We start from the raw sequence: 22,940 nt of genomic DNA, 5'->3' as shown, positions 1-22,940 counted from the left end.
GTGCGAGTTTAAAAAAGGCCTGTGTTCACTAAGAACACAGGCTTTTTTTGTTTTTGGAATGAGGAAAAATGATGCGAGTACTAAAGTTTGGAGGGTCTTCCCTCAAAGATTTTGCCTGTTTACAAAGAGTAAGACAGCTCATTAAAGATCATGGGCAACAACAAGCACTCGTCGTGCTTTCCGCCCCTGGTGGCATGACAGATCAATTAGTTGAGCTTGCTGAATTAGCAGGGCAAGGAGTTGAATTTGACACTCAATGGCAGTCATTTGCATCTCGTAGCCAAGGCTTACACGATGAAGTACAAGCTGTGTACGGTAGTGTTTCGGGCTGGCCTGACTTTGAATTACTGAAGAATAAACTAGATGGTGCAAAGCTACTGGGGCACTGCCCAAGTCAAGCCAGAGCTTATGTCATTAGCTTTGGTGAGCGGATAAGTGTCGCGCTAATGGATACCATGCTGCAATCCGATGCGGTTTCGTTAAGTGCTGAAGCGTGCGTAAAAACACAAGGCGGATACCTTGATGCGGAAGTTGACCTTAGGTTGAGTAAATTATGTTTTGCAGAGATGGTTCGTGCCAACGCATCGCGTTTTTATATTATGGCGGGTTTCACAGGCAGTAATGAAGCGGGTGAGCTGACAACGCTTGGTCGTAATGGTTCTGACTATTCTGCGGCAGTTGCAGCAGCTTGTCTTGAAGCCGAAATCTGCCAAATCTGGACTGATGTTGATGGTGTTTATAGTGCCGATCCTCGTCTTATTAAAAAGGCAACTAAAGTTGATGTGCTGTCTTATAAAGAAGCAATGGAATTGTCTTATTTTGGCGCTAAAGTGCTGCACCCAAAAACCATTTTACCTTGCGCCAAAGCGGATGTGCCGTGCGAAATTAAAAATACTCATGACCCAGAAGTGCCCGGCTCACTGATTTGTGCACAAGGTGGTGGCGAGGCTCCAGTAAAAGCGCTTTCGAGTCTAGACAAACTGGCTATGTTAACTGTGGCAGGGCCTGGAATGAAAGGCAAGGTAGGCATGGCTGCCCGGGTTTTTTCTGCACTGGCAGCAGACAATGTCTCTATCGTACTGATTACACAATCTTCTTGTGAATTTAGTATTAGTTTTTGTGTCCATGAGCAAGACCTAAGTCTCGCGCTGGCTGCGCTGGAACAGGCATTTGAGCTTGAAACCCAAGCTGGGTTAATCGACCCAATTGAAGTGCAGCGTAATCTTGCTATCGTTACTTTGGTTGGCGACAACATGAGAGCGCACAAAGGTCTTGCTGCCAAATTCTTTGCTTCGCTCGCTCAAGCCCAGGTGAATATTGTTGCCATCGCGCAGGACTCAACAGAAAGTTCAATTTCGGCGGTGGTTGATGGTGAGCTTTGCCAAGATGCAGTAAAGGTGTGTCACGAAAACTTCTTCACGCACGTACCTTCCATTGATGTTTTCTTGATTGGCTGTGGTTTAGTGGGTCAAGAATTAATGAAGCAATTTCATAAACAGCAAGCATGGCTCGAAAAGCGTAATATTCGCTTGAATCTCTATGGTATTGCCAACTCGAGTAAATGTTATTTAGACCCTGAAGGTGTGCCATTTGATAACTGGGAATTGGCACTTGAAAAAGCTGAATCGGGTTTTGATTTACAACACGTTAGCCAGTTTGTTAAGCAAAACCATTTAATAAACCCTGTGATTGTCGATTGTAGTGCTGCCCAATTTGTCGCAGACAACTATTTAAACTTTCTAAATGCTGGGTTTCATGTCGTTGCGGCTAACAAAAAAGCAAATACAGGCAGTTATGAGTATTATCAGTCGCTGCAACAAGCTGCACAAGCTAAGCGCCGTCACTTTTTATATGAAACTAACGTTGGAGCAGGTCTACCTGTACTAGACAACCTTAAATTGCTGTTTGGCGCAGGAGATGAACTGCTGTCATTCAGTGGTATTTTGTCTGGCTCGCTGTCATATATTTTCGGCGTATTATCAGATGGTTTATCGCTATCGGAAGCAACAGAGAAAGCCAAACAAAATGGCTTTACAGAGCCTGATCCACGCGATGATTTATCTGGAACGGATGTCGCGCGTAAGCTGCTCATCATTGCCCGCGAATCGGGATTGCCATTGGAACTGGACGATATTGAAGTTGAGTCAGTGTTGCCTGAAGGGTTTGCAGAGGGTGCCAGTGTTGATGAATTTATGGCGCAATTACCTCAATTAGATGACGCATTTTCAGCCCGTATAACAGCGGCAAAAGCACAAGACCAAGTGCTACGCTATGTTGGTTCAATTGTTGATGGCAAATGCCGCGTTGGTATTGAAGCCGTAGATAAGGAGCACGCTTTGTATGATATTCGTGATGGTGAAAACGCACTCGCAATCTTAAGCCAGTACTATCAGCCAAAACCTTTTGTGATCAGAGGGTATGGCGCCGGTGCGGAAGTGACCTCTGCTGGCGTGTTTACAGATATTCTAAAAACGCTGTCGAGGTAGGGGTAATGATGAAAACATTTTATGCACCTGCATCTATCGGAAATTTTTGTGTTGGCTTTGACGCACTGGGCGCCGCACTTGAACCCATTGATGGCAGTTTACTGGGTGATCAGGTCAGTGTTGAAGCTGCAGAGTATGATACGTTCAATTGTATTGGCCCATATGCTGAAAAGCTCTCAGCCGATCCCAAGGACAATTTGGCGTTTCAGTGTTTACTGCACTTCAAGCAGCATGTAGCACCAAACATGCCAGCGGTTGCCATGACTTTATATAAAGGTCTTCCTGTTGGTTCTGGGTTAGGTTCAAGCGCATGCTCTGTAGTTGCTGCTTTTGCTGCACTTAATGATTTTGCCGATACGCAATTAAGCCAAGAGGCGCTTATTGAACTGATGGCCGACTTTGAAGCTAAGGTCAGTGGCGGTCGTCACTACGACAACATCACGCCATGCTACCTTGGTGGACTGCAACTGACTGCGGACTGCATTCCGAGCAAAGCAATCAGTGTTGCGTATGATGAAAACTGGTTTTATGTCATTGCTTATCCAGGCTTTGCACTAAACACAGCAAAAGCAAGACAAGCACTACCGCAGCAGTTTTCATTGCATGATACGGTGGAATTTGCCCAGCGACTATCTGGTTTTTGTTTACTGATGCAGTCAGGGCAATTTGATAACGCACTGTCGATGATGAAAGACAGTATTGCCGAGGAAGCGAGAGCGCCACTCATTGCCGGGTTTAGCGAAGCGAAAAAGGCGCTACCAGCCCTAGGAGCCGAGCTGGTGAGTATTTCCGGAGCAGGACCTACATTATTTGCAATTTGTAAGTCTGAGCAACAGGCAAATGCCGTACAGCAATGGTTGCAGCAACACTATATTAATGATGCAGGGTTTAGCCATATTTGCCGACTAGATACGCAAGGTACAAGAGAATTAAAGGATCAGAAATAATGAAGTTAGTAAATTTAAAGGACGAGCAGCAGGTCGTCTCATTCGTCGAAGCGGTCAAAATTGGCCTAGGTCGCAATCAGGGTGTTTTCTTTCCACCATCTTTTGAGCGTATTGCGGATATTGACGCATTACTTGCACTACCTTTTGCTGAGCGCAGTGCCAGAGTACTTCACCACCTTATCGGTGATGAATTACCACAAGACACACTAGATGACATGGTAAAGCGCGCATTTAACTTTCCAGCTAAGCTTGTGGAGGTTGCTGACAACCAGTATTGCTTAGAGTTATTTCATGGTCCAACGTTAGCGTTTAAAGACTTTGGCGGTCGCTTTATGGCTGAATGTATCAGCATGTTTAATCAAGGTGAACGTGTAACTATCCTCACAGCGACAAGTGGTGATACAGGTGCTGCCGTTGCCCATGCCTTTTACGAAAAAGAAAACGTTGATGTAGTGATCCTGTATCCCCATGGCAAAATTTCACTTGCTCAACAAAAGCTGTTTACAACACTTGGGAAAAACATTCATTGCTATGCTGTAGATGGTAGCTTTGATGACTGCCAAGCGATGGTGAAGTCTGCATTTCTTGATGACGAGGTGAAGCAAAAACTTGGTCTTAATTCGGCAAACTCAATCAACATCAGCCGTTTAGTGGCGCAAGTGTGTTATTACTTTGAAGCACTAGCACAATTACCTAAGTCGCAGCGTGATAAAGTGCATGTTTCAGTGCCAAGTGGTAACTTTGGTAATGTTTGCGCAGCGATGATAGCGGCAGCAATAGGATTACCGATCGCTAAGCTAAGTGCGACGACAAACCAGAATGATACTGTGCCTCGTTATGTTACATCAGGTGAGTGGCAGCCAAACGATACGTTGGAGTCACTCTCTAATGCGATGGACGTGAGCAAACCTAATAACTGGCCTAGAGTTGAAATCATGTTGGAAAGAGGTGATTTTAACAAACATGACTTTTATTCACGTTCAGTGTCGGAAGCGCGCACTCAAACAGTCATGCAAGAATTACATGACAAAGGCTATTTGGCTGAACCGCATACAGCGATCGCTTACGAGGGATTAGCGCTTGACTCTCAAGCGGATGAAACCGGGATTTTCCTTGCAACTGCACATCCTGCAAAATTCAAAGAGTCTGTAGAAGATGTTTTAAATCATAAGCTTGATATGCCGAAACCGTTGGCTGATGCGCTGAAAAAGACCTGTTTAGCTGAGTCACTTAGTGCCGATTATAACGCCCTGAAGACGGCGATATTGGCAAAGTTGAACTAGATCAGAACGGGGACCTAAGTGGGTAAATAGCTCACTTAGGTATGTTCAATTTCGTAACTATATTAGCTTTTCAAATGCAACTTAGGTTGTCTCATTTAAAATATTAATGTTTAAATAAAAAAATATCATCGCGATAGGGGTGTGAAATAAATTCAATCCCTGATTAAATATACCCATGCTGATTTCATAGACACACTGGCCACTTACCGGCGCTAGTTTGTCTTTAAAAATACCCTTACGTTTACCTAGGAGAAACCATGTTAGAACGTAACATGAATATTGCAGATTTTGACCCAGAATTGTCTGCAGCGATTGAAGCAGAAACTTCACGTCAAGAAGAGCACATCGAGCTTATCGCTTCTGAGAACTACTGTAGCCCACGTGTACTTGAAGCCCAGGGTTCTCAGCTAACAAACAAGTATGCTGAAGGTTACCCAGGTAAGCGTTACTATGGTGGTTGTGAGCACGTTGACGTGGTTGAGCAGCTTGCCATTGACCGTGCCAACGAGCTATTTGGTTCGACTTACGCAAACGTTCAGCCTCATGCTGGTTCACAAGCAAATGCGGCGGTATTCCAAGCGCTACTTCAGCCACATGATACAGTGCTAGGTATGAGTCTTGCTCACGGTGGTCACTTAACACACGGTTCACACGTAAACTTTTCTGGTAAAACGTACAATGCTATCCAGTACGGTCTAAACGAAGAAACTGGCGAAATTGATTACGCTCAGGTTGAAGCATTAGCACTTGAGCACAAACCAAAAATGATCATCGGCGGTTTCTCTGCGTATTCAGGTATCGTTGACTGGGCTAAGTTCCGCGAAATCGCTGACAAAGTAGGTGCTTACCTACTTGTTGATATGGCGCATGTTGCAGGTCTCGTTGCTGCTGGTATTTACCCAAGCCCAGTGCCTCATGCACATGTTGTAACAACAACAACGCACAAAACGCTAGCGGGTCCTCGTGGTGGTCTTATCATCTCTGCTTGTGATGATGAAGAGATCTACAAAAAGCTAAACTCTGCCGTATTCCCTGGTGGCCAAGGTGGTCCTCTATGTCACGTTATCGCTGCGAAAGCAGTTGCGTTCAAAGAAGCACTACAGCCAGAGTTCAAGTCTTACCAAGAGCAAGTGGTTAAAAACGCACAAGCGATGGTTGCGGTACTTCAGGAACGTGGTTATAAAGTGGTTTCTGGCAAAACTGAAAACCACCTGTTCCTACTTGACCTGATTGACAAAGACATCACAGGTAAAGATGCAGATGCTGCGCTTGGCCGTGCAAACATCACAGTAAATAAAAACTCTGTACCAAACGACCCTCGTTCACCGTTTGTTACTTCAGGTCTTCGTATCGGTTCTCCTGCGATCACTCGTCGTGGCTTTAAAGAAGCTGAATCGAAAGAGCTTGCTGGCTGGATCTGTGATGTACTAGACAACATCAATGATGAGTCTGTACAAGCACAAGTGAAAGAAAAAGTAAAAGCAATTTGCGCTAAATTACCTGTTTACGCATAATTTCGCTCACAAAAAAGCAGTTTTTTGTTATGATTAAGGCCGCATTCAAGCGGCCTTTTTTGTTTTTAACTCAACGAGAGCGTCTATGCATTGTCCATTTTGTACAGCCAAAGATACCAAAGTGATAGATTCACGATTGGTTGCTTCCGGCCATCAAGTCCGTCGTCGCCGTGAGTGTATTTTATGCCACGAACGCTTTACTACTTTTGAAGGCGCGGAACTTCTGATGCCAAGAGTAATAAAACAAGATGGCACCAGAGAGCCGTTCAACGAAGACAAACTGCTTAATGGCATGCACCGAGCGCTGGAAAAGCGCCCTGTTAGTACAGAACAAATAGAAGAAGTAGTACATCAGATTAAATCTCAAATTCGTGGTACAGGCGAGCGTGAAGTTCCAAGTGACATGATTGGTGAATGTATTATGGAAGCCCTCAAAAAACTTGATAAAGTGGCTTACGTGCGATTTGCCTCAGTGTATCGCTCGTTTGAGGATATTCGTGAGTTTGGTGAAGAGATTGCGAGGTTGGGGGATTGAGCCAGTTCAAATCACAAGATCATGAATATATGAGCCGAGCTATCACGCTCGCAAAGCGCGGTAAATACACCACAACCCCAAACCCCAACGTAGGTTGTGTGATCGTAAAAGACGGTGAAATCGTTGGTGAAGGCGCGCATTTAAAAGCAGGTGAAGGCCATGCTGAAGTACATGCGCTTAAGCAAGCTGGAGCTAAAGCTGCTGGTGCCACGGCTTATGTAACACTCGAACCTTGTAGTCATTACGGTAGAACGCCACCGTGTGCAAAAGGTCTGATTGACGCAGGTATCAGTAAAGTGGTTGCAGCTATGGTTGACCCTAACCCGCAAGTTGCAGGGCGTGGATTGGCAATGCTAGAAGCTGCGGGTATTGAAACGGCCTTTGGTTTGCTAGAACCACAAGCTAGAGCGCTAAATAATGGCTTTTTGAAACGAATGGAACAGGGATTGCCGTTCGTAACCTGTAAGCTTGCAGCCTCTATTGACGGCAAAACAGCATTAAATAATGGTCAAAGCAAGTGGATCACCTCTGACGCAGCACGCTTGGATGTGCAGCATCATCGCGCGCAAAGTTGTGTTGTCCTGAGCGGAGCCGATACTGTAATTGTCGATAATGCAAGGCTGAATGTGCGTGAGGCGCTGTTAGAAGACTGCGATTACCCGCAATCAGAGTTACGTCAACCTGTACGCGCAATCATTGATTCTCAAAATCGACTGACTCCTGACCTTGCACTATTTAGCATTACATCTCCTGTGATTATTTTTCGCCGTACTATTGATAATTCAAAAGATTGGCCTTATTTCGTAGAACAAGTAGTCGTACCTGAAATTAATGGCAAACTCGACCTACGAGCGGTGCTTAGCACATTGGCTGAAAAACAACATAATTATGTGTGGTTAGAAGCCGGAGCAACCCTTGCCGGAGTGATGCACGAGCAGGGGCTGATTGATGAGTATATTGTCTATTTAGCACCAAAAATCATTGGCTCAGGGAGCGGGTTGTTTAATACCGTGCCGTTACAGTCGATGGCGCAAATACCTGAATTGGTATTTGACGATGTGAGGCCAGTGGGGCCTGACCTTAAAATTACTGCGACTAAAGAGAAGTAACATGTTTACAGGCATTATCGAAGCGACAGGGACACTAACTCAATTGCAGCCAAAGGGTGGTGATTTAGTTGTCCGAGTGAGCTCATCGTCACTTGATATGAGTGATGTAAACTTAGGGGACAGTATTGCAACCAATGGTGTTTGCCTTACTGTAACTGAGAAGTTTCAAGATGGATTTAAAGCTGATGTTTCTAATGAAACCTTAAGTTTGACGCGCTTTGCCGAATATAAAAAAGGGCAAACGGTCAATCTTGAAAAGGCGTTACAACCGGCATCGCGTTTGGGCGGCCATTTAGTGTCCGGCCATGTTGATGGGATAGCTAAAGTGGTAGAGATAACCCCGAATGCTAGAGCGACCGACTATTGGTTATCTGCCCCCGCATCACTAATGAAATATATACCTTATAAAGGTTCTGTTGCCATTGATGGTATTAGCTTGACCGTTAACGCAGTTGAACAAAATCGATTTAAATTAACGATTGTGCCGCATACGGCGCAAGAAACTACGATTGCAGGGTTTCAAGTTGGCTCAGAATTAAATCTTGAAGTCGATCAAATCGCCCGCTACCTCGAAAGACTAATTCAGGGGGAGCCAAGCGCTGCCAGCGAGACCACTCTCACAACAAGTCTATTGGCGAAAGCTGGCTTTATAAAGTAGCCACAGACAAAGTAAAAATGGGAAAACTATGAGTTTGAATAGTGCTGAGGAAATCATCGCCGATATTAAAGCCGGTAAAATGGTTATTTTGATGGATGATGAAGACCGAGAAAATGAAGGTGATCTGATCGTTGCAGCAGAGCACATTACACCAGATGCAATTAATTTCATGGCAACGTATGGTCGTGGGCTAATCTGTTTGACCATGACGCAAGAGCGTTGTGAGCAGCTTAACTTACCATTGATGGTGAAAACTAACGGTGCTCAGTTTTCTACCAACTTTACTTTGTCTATTGAGGCTGCGAAGGGCGTAACAACAGGTATTTCCGCTGCTGATCGTGCTCGTACCGTGCAAGCTGCGGTCGCTAAAGGTGCAGTACCTGAGGATATTGTACAGCCAGGTCATATCTTCCCAATTATGGCGCAGCCGGGCGGCGTTTTAACGCGCGCAGGTCATACTGAAGCTGGATGTGATTTAGCGCGTTTGGCAGGACTGGAGCCTGCCTCTGTGATTGTTGAAATTCTAAATCCAGATGGCACCATGGCACGTCGCCCACAACTAGAAGTATTCGCCAAAGAGCACGATATAAAAATCGGTACCATTGCAGACTTAATTGAATATCGTAACTTAAATGAAACTACCATTGAAAAAGTGGCGGAATGTCGATTACCTACTGAATTTGGTGAGTTTAATTTAGTAACTTACAAAGATACTATTGATAATCAACTTCATTATGCAATGGTCAAAGGTGACATTAAAACGGAAGATGCAAACTTGGTACGTGTGCATCTACAAAGCACGTTTAACGATATTCTCCATTCTGATCGCAGCGCGGATAGAAGTTGGACGCTGCAAAGCGCTATGAAGCATATCGCTGAAAATGATGGGGTTTTAGTGATCCTTGGTAAACAAGAGCGCAGCGAAGATATGGAAGCCTTGGTGAAAGCTTTTGCCGCAGAAGATGCTGGAGAGCAAGTTAATTATCGTAAATTCCAAGGCACATCACGTACCGTTGGTATTGGCTCTCAAATCTTGGCTGATTTAGGTATTCAGAAGATGCGCCTAATGAGTCTTCCGAAAAAGTACCATGCTCTGTCAGGCTTCCATTTAGAAGTCGTTGAATACGTCGAACCAAATTAATTTCAAAAAGCCAAATTGATTGTAATCGCCTATAGTCAGATAGTAGGCGATTACCATATTACTGTGCTATCATGCGCCTCAATTTGGCAATTGCTCATACAGATTAGGAACATCTAATGAAAGTAATCGAAGGTAATAAGTACGCTCCTGGCAAAAAATTTGCCATTGTCATTTCACGTTTTAATGATTTCATTGGTAGCAGCCTACTTGAGGGTGCGGTAGATGAGTTAAAGCGTACTGGTGGTGTTAGTGATGAGGACATCACGGTAGTGTATGTACCGGGAGCGGTTGAACTACCACTAGCAGCAAAGCGCATAGCAATGAAAAAAGAGCATGATGCAATCATTGCCTTAGGTGTGATCATCCGTGGTGGTACGCCACACTTCGATTTAGTGGCGAATGAGTCAAACAAAGGTTTGGCTTGTGTTTCATTAGATTATGATATTCCAGTTGCTTTTGGGGTGTTAACTACTGAGAGCATTGAGCAAGCTATAGAGCGCGCGGGCACTAAAATGGGTAACAAAGGCGGTGAAGCTGCCCTTGGTGCACTAGAAATGGTGAACGTGCTAGAGCAAATTTAAGAGGAATCTCAGTGAAACCAGCAGCTAGACGCAAAGCACGTGTACTTGCTTTACAAGCTATTTATTCTTGGCAGTTAAGTGGTAACCCAATTGCCGACATCGAACAGCAGATGTTGATCGAAAATGACGTATCTAAAGTGGATGTTGAGTACTTTAAAGACTTGGCTCGTGGCGTAGTGGTTAATCAAAAGCAGCTTGATGAAGCTGTCAAACCACATTTAGCACGTCCACTTGAAGAATTAGATATGGTTGAGTTGGCTGTGCTACGTGTTAGTGCTTATGAACTTAAGTTCCGTGAAGATGTACCATATAAAGTGGCGATCAATGAAGGCATAGAGTTGGCAAAAATGTTTGGCGCAGAAGAGAGCCACAAGTTTGTCAATGGTGTGCTGGACAAAGCGGTTAAGTTTATTCGTAAATAAGTTTTACGATAGGAATAGCCGGCTTAGGCCGGCTTTTTTGTGTATGAAAGAATTTGAGCTAATCAATCGTTATTTTAAGGGACGTGGTATTATTCGTCGAGATGTGGAACTTGGCATTGGAGACGACTGTGCACTGGTATCTGTACCTACTGGTCACCAACTAGCAGTGACTACTGATACGCTGGTTTCTGGCGTTCATTTCTTTGAAGACATTCCTCCAAGAGCATTAGGACATCGGGTCATTGCAGTGAATCTTAGTGATTTGGCAGCAATGGGAGCGGAACCAACCTGGATCTCTTTGGGGCTGACATTACCGACAGCTGATATGGAGTGGCTAGAAGCTTTTACAGAAGGCATGCATGAAATTGCAGAGTACTACAATGTACAAGTAATTGGTGGCGACACGACACAAGGGCCGCTGACTATTACTGTGTGTGCAAAAGGGATAGTGCCAAATGGTAAAGCCTTAAAACGCTCGAGCGCGCGTGTTGGTGATTGGATATATGTCACCGGATCGTTGGGCGATGCGGGTTTAGCGATCGAAGCTCGCAAACAGGAGTTGATGCTGGATCCTCTGCATTATAAAGCAGCACTTGATAAGTTTCATTATCCAGCCCCACGTGTGGCCGCAGGACAAGTGTTGCGTGGTTTGGCGACATCAGCAATAGATATTTCCGACGGCTTATTGGCTGATTTACAGCATATTTTAAAGGCCTCATTAGTCGGTGCCAAAATTCACGTTGATAAAGTCCCAATGTCGAATGCTTTACGTGCTAGTCTAGATGAAGCTGCTCGACTGCGGTTAGCGCTCAGTTTTGGAGATGATTATGAGTTATTATTTACCGTTAATGATAACAATAAAAATGCAGTTGAAACTCGGCTAAAACAATATGGTGTTGAACCTGTTTGTATTGGCCAAATTACGGCGCATAATGGTGAAGTTCAATTGGTTAATAAAGGTCAACCTTATCAATTAAGTGGCCAAGGTTTTGAGCACTTTAGCTAGGAGTAGGTTTGGCTAAGCAGTACAAATTTAATTTAAAGAAGCCACACCAATTTTTGGCGTTAGGCTTTGGGTTAGGGCTGGCAAAAAAAGCGCCCGGCACGGTAGGGACTTTTGCCGCATTACCATTTATTTTGCTCACCCAAAGTGCACCTGTTTGGTTGCAGTGCTTGGTGGCAATAGTGATGACTTTGCTTGGTATTTGGCTATGTGGAAAAACTGCAACCGATGTTAATGTACATGATCATCCCGCAATCGTTTGGGATGAAGTCGCAGGCTTCTATATCACAATGATTGGTGCGGCGATAAGCTGGCAATCTTTAGTTGTTGGTTTTATATTGTTCCGCTTTTTCGATATTTTTAAGCCCGGACCAATAAGATGGCTAGATAAACGCTTACATGGTGGGTCTGGAATTATGTTAGATGATGTATTAGCTGGTGTTTTTTCATTGATTTGCGTGCAAGCTTTGTTTAAAACTGGCATCTTAGTCTAATAATACTGATGTGATGGAATAAAGATGACAAGGCTATTGTTTTTCATTTTCACTTTGCTGTTACCGTTTATGACTCATGCGGCAATTGATGATTACGTCGTTAAACAGTGGAATATCCAAAGTGGATTGCCATCACAGAGTGTCAAAAGTGTGGTTCAGGATGATCAAGGTTATATCTGGCTTGGTACACAATTTGGCTTGAGTCGCTTTGACGGTCACCAATTTCAAAATTTTAACACCCAAAATGCTGACTTTTTAAATAGTAATGCCATCAATAAGCTCATCGTTGATCGTTTTGGTATGCTTTGGGTTGGCACCCGCCGTGGCTTACTTCGACTTAATCCAAAAACGTTGGAAGCCAGACGCTTTGACCTACAAGGCCCAGTAAGAGATATATTACAAGATAAAGATGGTGGTATTTGGATTGCAGCAAATGGGTTGTACTATGTATCCGCCAAAAAGCTTACGCTTGCAGCAAATCATATCGAGCAAAGTACATTAGATGTAACTCAGATCAATCAGATCGTTGGCTCAGTTACCAAAATGGCATTAGTTCCTGATGGCATTTGGTTAGTGAACGAACGTCACTTACTAAAAATCAGTGAATCTAGTAATCGAAACGGCGATGGCGTAAGGCTTGAACTGGCCAGTAAGGTCTCTATGCCAGAGCAACTGGCTCAAACGATTATCCACGATTTAGCTTGGGTCGATGGAAAGCTCTATTTAGCCTCAGAGTTGGGAGCTTACTTTCTTGATTTTGATGAAGTACTTCGGCGCTATCAAGAAGTAGGAAACAATGCGGTCTATAAGTTTCTTAATGATAAGGAAGGTGGGCTGTGGGTTTCTACTTATGGGCGTTTATTGTACCGCCAAAATAATGGTGTGTGGCAGGCTGTAGAACCCATTCAGTTAGATCAAAGTATTTGGTTTGCCGACATCTTTTTGGACAAAGATAATAATATCTGGCTTGCTAGTCTAAATGAAGGGTTATGGCTTGCCCATGCGGGGAAAGTTGAGCGTCATCATATAGGCTTAAAAACTAACCAAGCTATTTCCGCCATTACTCAAGGGCCTAACGGAAAATTATGGGTGGCTAGCCGTGAGGGGTTGGGAATTATCAGTTTAAAGGATAGCTATCAACCGGTATTAACCAGTGCCCAATTAAACCGCTCGGTGATTCATGACTTAGAATTTATTGGCGACAGGTTAATTTTGGGCACCGATCGCGGTGCGCTACTATACGAAAATGGTACTTTGCAAAAAATTAATGAGCGAGAGCTGAGACAGAATCCTGTTTTTTCGCTCAGCCCTTCAAACCGAGGTGGCATGTGGTTTGGTACGGGGCGAGGATTGTATAGACTCGATTATAAAGGTATTACACCCTTTGCGTACAATGCCTTCTTAGGCAGCCAATTTGTGACTTTTGTTGAAGATTTTCCAAGGTATGGCTTTCTTGGTACTAACAAAGGGGCTTACAGGTACAATGACAAGGGCATTGAAAAAATAGGCTCACAAACGTCTCTCGATTCAGCTTATGTCACGAGTATTTTGCACCTAGACACTGTGACGACGTTAGTTGGCTCACTAAATGATGGCCTATTTTATCGAACATCGGCTGGAGATTGGTATCAATTAGATGCCTCCAATGGCCTGCCATACGGCTCCATTTTTTCGTTACATTTTGACAAACTCAATAAATTAATTTGGGTAAGTACGATGAAAGGTGTTTACAGGATGCCTGTGGCACAGTTTTCTCATGTGATAGAGAGTTTGCAAGTTGAGCAAGTGATAAGTCCGTTTGACAAGCAGCTTGATGGTAGGCCGAGTCAGTGCTGCTCTGGGCTTGGGCATGATGCGGTTGTGGAAACTGAATCTGCGATTTTTTATCCAAGTTTGCAAGGGGTGGTAGAGATCCCTAAAAATGTACAGCTATTCGGAGGGGGAGGATTACAGCCTCGTTTGGAATCGCTCACAACCCACGATAGAGTGTTTAGTGCTGATTCATTGAATCAGGTTATTTCACTCGATACGTCAGAAAGAGATTTGACGATTAACTATACGGCTATTGATTTCTATGCACCGCAAAGCATCGAGTTTAGATATATGCTTGAAGGGCATGATAATCAGTGGCGTGATGCGCAGTCTCGTCGAGAAGCAATTTATACTAATTTACCACCAGGAAACTTTACGTTTATTTTAGAAGCGAAACGTCAAGGGCAAGACTGGGAGCAAGCAAAAACACTGGCGTTACCGGTTACACTACCGCGTCGTTTTGATGAGACAATTTACTTTAGGCTATTTATTACATGTGCCTTTATCTTCATGTTTTATTTAATTTTCTGGGTGTTCAGAGCACAGGAAAGAAGAAAGCAGGCGGCGTTAGAAAGTCTCATCGCTGAGCGTACCACGGAGCTTAGAAAAGCGAATGAAAAACTCAATCAAGTGAATACACAGCTGAAGTTGGTGAGTCACTCTGATGAATTAACAGGGCTGCGAAGCCGCCGCTTCTTGTTTGATCAGCTACCAAAAGATGTAGAGCATTATCAACGTAATGCTCAGTCACTACAGGCGCAGAATAAAAGCCTAGTGTTGATGATAATGAACATTGATGACTTCAGTAAAATCAATGACTCCTACGGCCCAATTGGTGGTGATAGTTGCTTGCAGCAGTTGGCCACGTTACTTAATACTCGGACTCAAGGATCTGATTATGTTGTACGTTGGAGTGGAGATGAATTTTTATTGCTGCTGCGAGACTTCAGCAGGGATTATATTGAAGAGTATGTGAGTGACTTGTGTAAAGCAATTGCTGAGACAGAATATCGCTTACCTAACGGTAAAACCACTAATCTGACCGTGTCTATGGGGTGGTCGTACTATCCATTGCCGTTACTCGGCGGCAAAGTGATTGGTTGGGAATCATCGGTGAATCTGGCCGATATTGCCTTACATCAGGTTAAACAGCGTGGTGGTGATGGCGCTGCAACAATTATTTTTGATGAACAGCTTGATGCGTTCGAGTTTGAGCAAAGTGCAAATATCGAGTCACAATTACAGTTATTGCAAAGCAATGGACTGGCTGAAGTAAATGTGTGGATGAGATAACCCTTACGTTAAGGATGATTTACGCCTTTATTACTGCTTTTCTCGCCTCAAAATAGACCAGTTAATTAAGATGATTGGTCTAATACCAATTAGCCTTAATACTTGCTCAATTTGAAGGAGTAAATCTGACGCTAACCGCGTTAAAAATTTCTTATTTAGAACCACTAAATAGCAAAATTTTTGCCTTGCCTATATGGATGTAGGTACCTTAGCGATAGCAGGACGCGGTAGCGGAGTTATCGACAAGATTTTCTCGCCTCAAAATAGACCACTTAAATAAGGTAATTGGTATAAGATCAAAAAAGGCTTCTTGATAGAAGCCTTTTTTATTATCGCGTTAAATTTGTTTACAATTGGCTATTAACGCATAAATTTGAGAAGTAACCTCCGGCTGTTTATTTAAGCCAGTCGTTAATTTGTTGGGCAATACCCTCGCTACTCAGACCAAGCTCAGCGTGGATTTCAGCTTGTGAACCATGCTTAATGAACTCGTCAGGTAAACCAAGTAATTTAATTGGCTTCAAGTGTCCTTGAGCTGCCAAATACTCACTAACGGCCGAGCCTGCACCACCAGCAATAGCGTTATCTTCAAGCGTCACAAAACGTTCGTGAGTGACCACTAACTCCTCAATTAACTCAGTATCTAATGGCTTAACAAAGCGCATATCAACCAAAGTCGCGTTAAGCTGCTCAGCAACCACTGCAGCGCTCTCAAGTAACGTTCCAAAGCTTAAAATGGCAAGCTTTTCACCTGTTCTGACTAGTTTGCCTTTACCAATTTCTAGCTCGGTCATTTCAGTTGCAATTTCAGCACTGCCTGCACTTCCTCTTGGGTATCTGACCGCTGCTGGTTGATTAAGACGGTGACCGGTATAGAGCATTTGACGGCATTCATTTAGGTCGCTTGGTGCCATGATCACCATATTTGGAATACAACGTAAAAAGCTGAGATCGTAAGCGCCTTGATGTGTTTCACCGTCAGCGCCAACAACGCCAGCGCGATCAATTGCAAATAGTACAGGTAGGTTCTGTAAAGCAACATCATGAATAAGCTGATCATACGCCCGCTGTAGGAAGCTTGAATAAATTGCCACAACTGGGTTTAAGTCTTCACATGCAAAGCCTGCTGCCAATGTAACTGCATGCTGTTCAGCAATAGCAACGTCAAAATACTGAGCTGGATATTCTTTTGAAAAACGAACCATACCTGAGCCTTCACGCATTGCAGGTGTGATTGCCATCAGTTTATTGTCCTGTGCTGCCATATCACATAGCCAATCACCAAATACCTTTGAGAAGGTCGGTGCGCTTGGTTTTGATTTAGGTAAGCTGTGCACGTTAGGGTCAAACTTAGGCACTGCATGATAACCGATAGGGTCGGCTTCTGCTGGTTTATAGCCTTTTCCTTTTTGGGTCTTAACGTGAAGTAGTTGAGGTCCTTTTAAGTTGCGCATATTGCGCAGCGTATCTACTAGGGTATCTACGTCATGCCCGTCAATTGGACCAATGTAGTTAAAACCTAACTCTTCAAAGAAGGTGCCTGGGATTATCATACCCTTCAGGTGCTCTTCCATACGACCTGCTAGCTCTTTGACCGGGGGGACGCCAGACAGCAGTTTTTTACTGCCTTCACGAATATTGGTATAAAAACTTCCAGATAGAATTTTAGCGAAATGGTTATTCAGTGCACCTACATTCTCGGAGATCGACATCTCGTTATCATTGAGAATAACGAGCATGTCAGGGTTGACATCACCTGCGTGGTTCATGGCTTCAAATGCCATTCCTGCGGTCATCGCGCCATCACCAATTACAGCGACGGTTTTACGCCCAATTCCTTCTTTTTCGGCTGCAATCGCCATACCAAGTGCAGCAGAAATAGAGGTGCTAGAGTGACCAACGCTAAAAGTATCGTATTCACTTTCTTCCCGATAAGGGAAAGGGTGTAACCCGTCTTTTTGACGAATAGTGTGCATCCTCTCTCTTCTACCTGTCAGTAGTTTATGAGGATATGCTTGATGACCTACATCCCACACCAATCTATCATTTGGTGTGTTATATACATAATGCAAGGCCACGGTAAGCTCTACAGTGCCTAGGCCAGACGCAAAATGACCGCTACTTTGAGAGACTGAGTTCAGCAAATATTCGCGAAGCTCATCACTAAAGGCGGTTAACTTGTGCTGGGGTAATTGACGAAGCTGACTTGGCTCGTCAATTAACGCGAGTAAAGGATACTTGCTACTATCAAGTTTCATGTTATTTATCAGAGTCCTAAGTGAATCTCAGCGTAAGTTCGTTACGCAGCTCACTTCATAATTATTAAAATGCTTTACTAACTGGTCATAATATTATGTTAGCCAGTTTTTACAAAGTACTTGTGAACATTTTCTTAGCTTGGCGTATACAGGTTATACGCACACTTAATGTTCTCGATCTATGATGTATTTTGCTAAATCGGCAAGCACTTCTGTATCACCATTGATCGTTTCTAGCGCGTTGAGCGCCTCATGTATTAACTGTTCGGCTTTTTCTTTGGCCTGCGTTAAACCAAGTAATGCTGGATAAGTAGATTTATTATGTTCTACATCTGAGCCTTGAGGTTTGCCAAGTACAGCCGTATCGCCTTCGACATCTAGGATGTCATCGCGTACTTGGAATGCAAGTCCAATGGCTTGACCGTAAGTTCGCATTGCTTGACGCGTTTCATCAGTGAGGCGCTCTGGTTGTGCGCACAACATACCTAATTCAATTGCGCAACTTAAAAGCGCACCTGTTTTGAGCTTATGTATACGCTCAAGCTCTGTGAGTGTTACGGTGCGGTCAGTTGCGGCAATGTCTAGCGCTTGACCGCCTACCATCCCTTGTAATCCTGAAGCTTTTGCTAGGGCACTTATCATCTGTAACTGGGACTGTGGGCTGATGGTAAAGTTTGGTGTACTTAGCAGCTCAAAAGCCAGAGTCTGTAGCGCATCGCCCGCTAATATTGCGGTAGCTTCATCAAATTGAATATGGCACGTAGGTCGACCGCGCCTTAGCTCATCATCATCCATCGCTGGTAAATCGTCGTGTACCAAAGAATAGCTGTGAATACACTCGATGGCCGCAGCTGCGTTATCGAGATCTGCTGCTGCTGCGCCAAAGAGTTCTCCGGTACAGTAGACTAGAAAAGGCCGTAAGCGCTTGCCACCATTTTCTACGCTGTAGCGAGTTGCCGCTAAGACATTTTCTTCTGTGTCTAGCATGTTATCAAAGCTGCGTAAAAGCGTGGTTTCTACCCGCGTTTTAGCATGCTGCAGTTGTTCTTTTAATTTTGCTGACATTAGGCTTCGTTATCAAATGGCTGTAATTGTGCTTGCTCACCTTCGCCCATCAAAATTGCGACTTGTTGCTCAGCTTGCTGAAGTTTTTGGTTCGATGCTTTGGCAAGTTTTATTCCACGCTCAAATTGCTTAAGGGCTTGATCTAGCGCTAAACTGCCGTTTTCCATCTCTGCTACGATTTGTTCTAACTCTTGCATTGCTTCTTCAAAGCTTAAGTTATCAGGTTTTTTTACTGCCATATGTCACGTTGACTCGAAAAGTAAAAGTGACGCAATTTTAGGGGGATTGAGGGCTAAGGTCAAAAAAACCAGCGAGTTTTTGACAACGGAGCGTATCAGCTTTGCAAGATCTGCTATAAACTCGCATTTTAAACACTTTTTAATATAATAGTGTTAAGTTGTAGAAAAACTTGCCGATAACTCAAACAACAATAACTGCGTGATTTATCACAAATAACTTCCCTCGGAGGACATGTGGATTTAGCAACGGTAATAGGGATCCTGGGTGCCATAGGTCTGATTGTAATGTCTATGGTATTAAGTAGTGATGGCCAGATCGCTATGTTCTATAACACGCCGTCCGTCGTTATCGTATTTGGTGGTTCAATCTTCATTGTATTGTCTAACTTTACACTTGGACAATTTTTCGGGATTGGGAAAGTGGCCGGAAAGGCCTTCATGTTTAAAATTGAAACACCTGAAGAACTGATTGAAAAAGCGGTAGAACTTGCTGATTCAGCGCGTAAAGGCGGCTTTCTTGCGCTTGAAGAAGCTGAAATTCCAAATCAATTTATGCGCAAAGGCGTGGATATGCTCGTTGATGGTCATGATGCTGATGTTGTGAGAGCCACCTTGCAAAAAGACATTGCACTTACCTCATCTCGCCATGAACTTGGCGCTGGCCTGTTCAAATCGCTTGCCGATATAGCCCCTGCAATGGGGATGATAGGTACACTTATCGGCTTAGTAGCCATGTTATCAAATATGGATGACCCGAAAGCGATAGGGCCAGCGATGGCTGTTGCACTTTTAACAACGCTATATGGTGCATTCTTAGCGAATGTTGTGGCTATTCCAATACAGGTAAAACTCGAATTACGTAAAGACGAAGAGGAGCGTAATCAGCGGTTAATACTTGATGCTATCTTGGGCATTCAAGATGGCCAAAACCCCAAGGTTATCGAGGGCATTTTGAAAAACTATCTACCTGAGTCAAAACGTGGTTCAGAAGCTGAGGAATAATCATGTCTGATGAGAACGAATGTAAATGTCCCCCGCCAGGTTTGCCCGCTTGGATGGGAACATTTGCTGACTTGATGTCACTGCTCATGTGCTTCTTTGTATTGCTGCTCGCCTTTTCCGAGATGGATGTACTCAAATTTAAACAAATTGCAGGCTCTATGAAGTTTGCATTCGGCGTACAAAATAAAATTGAAGTCAAAGATATACCCAAAGGTACGAGTGTGATTGCAATGGAATTCACACCAGGAAAACCAGAGCCTACCCCAATTGAAACAATCCAGCAGCAAACCGTCGAAATGACACAACAAATGCTTGAGTTCCAAGCTGGAGACGAAGCGTCTGCGGGGGGAAGGCAGGAGCAGCGTGGTAATAAGCGCGGTGGTGAATCAGCCAGTACAGCGCAAGAAATGGCATCGACTCAAGCAATTGCTTCAGCAGAGCAAGAGCAGGTAAATGAGTTAGTCAAAAAAATAGCGCAGCAACTTGAAAAGCAAATCATGGACGGTGCTATCGAACTAGAGTCTTTAGGACAACAAATCATCATTCGCATTCAAGAGAATGGCTCTTTCCCTGCGGGTAGTGCATTTTTGCAGCCTAAATTTGAGCCTGTAATTGAAGAAATAGCAGAGCTGTTAAAGGATGTGCCAGGAGAGATCACGGTATCCGGTCACACTGACGATTTTAGGGTAACGAATGAGCTTTACTCTAACAATTGGGATCTGTCAGCAACTCGGGCTGTAGCCGTGGCGACTGTAATGGAAAAAGTACGAGGCTTTGATAAAAATAGAATGTTAGTCGTAGGGCATGCTGATACTAGACCGCTAGTACCGAATGATAGTGACCTCGATAGACGCCGCAACAGGCGCGTTGAAATCTCTATTTTACAGGGAAAACCAAAAGAGTCTGATCCCATTGAAGTGAGGGAAAATTAGTGAGAGTTTGTTGCCAAATTACAGGGAATTCGCTATTGTTCCTGCTGGTTCTACTTAAAGGAGAAATAGAATGATTTTAGTAAAAAAACCTCAAAACTTTAGACTTCCCGGTGGTAACGGCGAGGGTGGTGATGAGGAAGCTGAGAAGAAGCCTTCATAACTCGTTGACATAGAAGATATGTTAGACGCTTGGGAGTCAGTACGACTCTTTTATATTCAATACAGTATACCACTTTCATTGGTTGCTGTATTTTCTTGCGTATTTTTGCGGGATATTAAAGCCGCTAGATATGCAATTTTGATTGCTGCTTTTTATATCATCGGTCACTTCACAAGTGATATCGTCAGAGCAGTGGACAGTGATAGAGTGTATCGTTATATATTTTGGGCTTTCAATGATATTCTGTTTATGGCTATCATTGCTGTTTGGGCGATTAAAGATAAAGTCTATATGTGGCAAAGTGTGGTTGCACAGCTCATCATAATACCAGCCCCTATTTTGCAAATGTTCCGCTTAGTTGACAGGCATTTGATGGAACTTAGTTACTCTTCTTATTTATATGTCACCGTTATTCCTATCATCAATTTCGCTACTCTGTGTTTAGCGTTTGTTCCTGTTGTTGGCTATTTTCAATTGAGACATAGAAAGTTACGGGAAGAATTACTCTAGTGTTATTGATGTGGACTGTATCAGCTTTCTTGATGCTTACTTGCTCAATTCTAAGTAATGAATTCGCGTTAACCACATCAAAAACTTCCTTGGGTAGAACAACTACCTAAGCGAATTTTAGCCTTACCTACAAGTATTCAACCGCCTTGACGATAACAGAGCGAGTCGCTGTGTTATCGGCAAGACTTTTTCGCTTCAAAATATGTCACTTAATAAAAAATTGATATTAAGCGCTAACCCACAAGTATTATTTAACACTATCCTAAGCTTGGTATGACCCCTGCCATTTGCATCAGCTGAGAGGTAATTATCATGACACCAAAAACAGTTGCTAATCCAAGCGCCAACTTACCCCCTTTTACTTGATAACCATTACCCACTCGCGTCTTTCTTTGTTTCCAGACCATTGCAACCGGTAGGAAGACGGCTAGCACCACAAGTGCAATGGCTGCGTAACCAAGTGCCATGATAAACCCCTCAGGATAAAATAGTGCAAATCCTAGCGGTGGTAAAAACGTAATGAATGCCGTTTTAATGCGGTCTTTCTTGGTATCTTTTTGTTTCAACGCATCGGCAAAAAAGTCAAATAAGCCCAAGCTGACCCCTAAAAATGACGTTGCGAGTGCAAGGTCGGCAAACACAGTGACAAATACCTGAACGTTGTTGTTGTGTGCTATCGATGAAATACTGGCGACAAACCCCGGTAGTCCATCGCTTGCCATTAAGTTTGCTTGTCCCATGACTCCCTGACTTAATAACTGCCAAAATACATAGATAATAAGTGGCAAAGATGCACCAAACATCATTACTTTTCGCAATTGATGAATATCTACACCTACATACTTGACGATAGATGGGATCGAGCCATGAAATCCAAATGAAGTGAAAATTACTGGGATTGCGGCGATAATTAGACCTTGTTCAATTGGCATGTCAATTAGGTGCTGCCCGTGCACATAAGGGGTAAGAATAAAAAATAAGCCTGCCAATACGACGACTTTAATTGAAAACAGTAGCTGATTGAGTTTATCGACGGTGCTGGTACCTAAAGTAACTATTGTGGCAATAATTACAGCCAGTAATACAGAGCCTAACTGCGGGGTGATCTCCTCACCAAGTACGCCAACGAGCTTTGTTTGAAGTTGTGCGCCTCCCCCTGCAATATAGGCTGCACACAAAGCGTAGAATAAAAACACCATTGAGAAGTTAGCGACATATTGACCTGTTTTACCAAGTAGGCTTTTTGCCAGTGTGTTTAATGTCGCGTCTTGGTCTGCATATTGATGCACCTCAAGCATGAGTAATGCGGTATATGTCATGAGTAACCAAGTTATCATTAACAATACGATAGCGGTAGAAAACCCTAGCCCTGCTGATGCAATAGGAAGTGCTAGCATGCCCGCACCAATGGTGGTGCCAGCGACAATTAGCATGCTACCCAAAGTTTTATTCTTAAGCACGTTTAGCCTCTCATTATTATTATCTGGTGAGGCAAG

20 protein-coding genes are annotated in these 22,940 nt (G+C 43.6%); 16 read left to right on the top strand and 4 right to left on the bottom strand.

Annotated features, from left to right (window positions below):
• Positions 1-71 precede the first annotated feature (71 nt).
• From thrA to J8Z24_RS12605, 13 genes are all read left to right on the top strand, one after another.
• The gene (gene thrA, locus J8Z24_RS12665; RefSeq protein WP_147389358.1) at positions 72-2,486 is read left to right on the top strand and encodes a bifunctional aspartate kinase/homoserine dehydrogenase I; all 2,415 of its coding nucleotides are present in this window, start codon (positions 72-74) and stop codon (positions 2,484-2,486) included.
• An 8-nt stretch (positions 2,487-2,494) separates the two neighbouring features.
• On the top strand, positions 2,495-3,433 hold the full coding sequence (gene thrB, locus J8Z24_RS12660; RefSeq protein ID WP_252095638.1) for a homoserine kinase: 939 nt from the start codon (positions 2,495-2,497) through the stop codon (positions 3,431-3,433).
• Positions 3,433-4,716 carry a threonine synthase gene (gene thrC, locus J8Z24_RS12655; RefSeq protein ID WP_147389354.1) on the top strand — a complete coding sequence of 428 codons (1,284 nt, stop codon included), beginning with the start codon at positions 3,433-3,435 and terminating at the stop codon, positions 4,714-4,716. The genes thrB and thrC overlap by 1 nt, the downstream gene beginning before the upstream one ends.
• A 257-nt stretch (positions 4,717-4,973) precedes the next feature.
• Positions 4,974-6,230 (top strand): serine hydroxymethyltransferase, encoded by a 1,257-nt coding sequence (gene glyA / locus J8Z24_RS12650; protein ID WP_125250903.1) that lies wholly within the window; start codon positions 4,974-4,976, stop codon positions 6,228-6,230.
• Between the two features lie 85 nt (positions 6,231-6,315).
• On the top strand, positions 6,316-6,765 hold the full coding sequence (gene nrdR / locus J8Z24_RS12645) for a transcriptional regulator NrdR (RefSeq protein WP_010372109.1): 450 nt from the start codon (positions 6,316-6,318) through the stop codon (positions 6,763-6,765).
• Positions 6,762-7,874, top strand: coding sequence for a bifunctional diaminohydroxyphosphoribosylaminopyrimidine deaminase/5-amino-6-(5-phosphoribosylamino)uracil reductase RibD (gene ribD, locus J8Z24_RS12640; RefSeq protein ID WP_176031942.1), 1,113 nt, complete (start codon positions 6,762-6,764; stop codon positions 7,872-7,874). The genes nrdR and ribD overlap by 4 nt, the downstream gene beginning before the upstream one ends.
• 1 nt (position 7,875) lies before the next feature.
• Positions 7,876-8,532, top strand: a complete 657-nt coding sequence (locus J8Z24_RS12635) for a riboflavin synthase (RefSeq protein ID WP_176031941.1) — start codon at positions 7,876-7,878, stop codon at positions 8,530-8,532.
• 28 nt (positions 8,533-8,560) lie between these two features.
• Positions 8,561-9,673 (top strand): bifunctional 3,4-dihydroxy-2-butanone-4-phosphate synthase/GTP cyclohydrolase II, encoded by a 1,113-nt coding sequence (ribBA, locus tag J8Z24_RS12630; protein ID WP_125250900.1) that lies wholly within the window; start codon positions 8,561-8,563, stop codon positions 9,671-9,673.
• A 116-nt stretch (positions 9,674-9,789) separates the two neighbouring features.
• On the top strand, positions 9,790-10,254 hold the full coding sequence (gene ribH / locus J8Z24_RS12625) for a 6,7-dimethyl-8-ribityllumazine synthase (protein WP_125250899.1): 465 nt from the start codon (positions 9,790-9,792) through the stop codon (positions 10,252-10,254).
• A gap of 11 nt (positions 10,255-10,265) precedes the next feature.
• Positions 10,266-10,676, top strand: coding sequence for a transcription antitermination factor NusB (nusB, locus tag J8Z24_RS12620; RefSeq protein ID WP_125250898.1), 411 nt, complete (start codon positions 10,266-10,268; stop codon positions 10,674-10,676).
• Between the two features lie 43 nt (positions 10,677-10,719).
• Positions 10,720-11,682 (top strand): thiamine-phosphate kinase, encoded by a 963-nt coding sequence (thiL, locus tag J8Z24_RS12615; protein ID WP_128732742.1) that lies wholly within the window; start codon positions 10,720-10,722, stop codon positions 11,680-11,682.
• 8 nt (positions 11,683-11,690) lie between these two features.
• Entirely contained in the window at positions 11,691-12,173 is a 483-nt protein-coding gene (locus tag J8Z24_RS12610; protein WP_125250896.1) for a phosphatidylglycerophosphatase A family protein, read from the top strand.
• Positions 12,174-12,197: 24 nt separating this feature from the next.
• Positions 12,198-15,278, top strand: coding sequence for a ligand-binding sensor domain-containing diguanylate cyclase (locus tag J8Z24_RS12605; RefSeq protein WP_128732741.1), 3,081 nt, complete (start codon positions 12,198-12,200; stop codon positions 15,276-15,278).
• Positions 15,279-15,673: 395 nt separating this feature from the next.
• Here the strand turns inward: J8Z24_RS12605 and dxs are convergent, their stop codons facing one another.
• The 3 genes from dxs to xseB form a co-directional block, all read right to left on the bottom strand.
• Positions 15,674-17,536 carry a 1-deoxy-D-xylulose-5-phosphate synthase gene (gene dxs, locus J8Z24_RS12600; protein ID WP_176031940.1) on the bottom strand — a complete coding sequence of 621 codons (1,863 nt, stop codon included), beginning with the start codon at positions 17,534-17,536 and terminating at the stop codon, positions 15,674-15,676.
• 165 nt (positions 17,537-17,701) lie between these two features.
• Entirely contained in the window at positions 17,702-18,601 is a 900-nt protein-coding gene (gene ispA / locus J8Z24_RS12595) for a (2E,6E)-farnesyl diphosphate synthase (RefSeq protein WP_176031939.1), read from the bottom strand.
• Positions 18,601-18,840, bottom strand: coding sequence for an exodeoxyribonuclease VII small subunit (gene xseB, locus J8Z24_RS12590; RefSeq protein WP_125250892.1), 240 nt, complete (start codon positions 18,838-18,840; stop codon positions 18,601-18,603). The genes ispA and xseB overlap by 1 nt, the downstream gene beginning before the upstream one ends.
• Before the next feature lie 234 nt (positions 18,841-19,074).
• Here xseB and pomA point away from each other — a divergent pair, with 234 nt between their 5' ends.
• The 3 genes from pomA (at position 19,075) to J8Z24_RS12575 (ending at position 21,444) form a co-directional block, all read left to right on the top strand.
• A complete protein-coding gene (pomA, locus tag J8Z24_RS12585) occupies positions 19,075-19,842 on the top strand; it encodes a flagellar motor protein PomA (protein WP_125250891.1) in 768 nt (255 codons plus the stop codon).
• 2 nt (positions 19,843-19,844) lie between these two features.
• A complete protein-coding gene (locus J8Z24_RS12580; protein WP_176031938.1) occupies positions 19,845-20,774 on the top strand; it encodes a flagellar motor protein MotB in 930 nt (309 codons plus the stop codon).
• Between the two features lie 178 nt (positions 20,775-20,952).
• Positions 20,953-21,444, top strand: coding sequence for a hypothetical protein (locus tag J8Z24_RS12575; RefSeq protein WP_176031937.1), 492 nt, complete (start codon positions 20,953-20,955; stop codon positions 21,442-21,444).
• 257 nt (positions 21,445-21,701) lie between these two features.
• On the opposite strand, the gene J8Z24_RS12570 is transcribed toward J8Z24_RS12575, so the two are convergent.
• Complete coding sequence (locus J8Z24_RS12570; RefSeq protein WP_252094786.1) at positions 21,702-22,904, bottom strand: aromatic amino acid transport family protein; 1,203 nt, start codon at positions 22,902-22,904, stop codon at positions 21,702-21,704.
• Positions 22,905-22,940: the final 36 nt, after the last annotated feature.

The sequence above is a fragment of the Pseudoalteromonas sp. SCSIO 43201 genome (genome assembly GCF_023716725.1).
GTDB classification, from domain to species: Bacteria; Pseudomonadota; Gammaproteobacteria; order Enterobacterales; family Alteromonadaceae; genus Pseudoalteromonas; species Pseudoalteromonas peptidolytica.
This window is presented reverse-complemented; position numbering and strand designations above follow the sequence as displayed.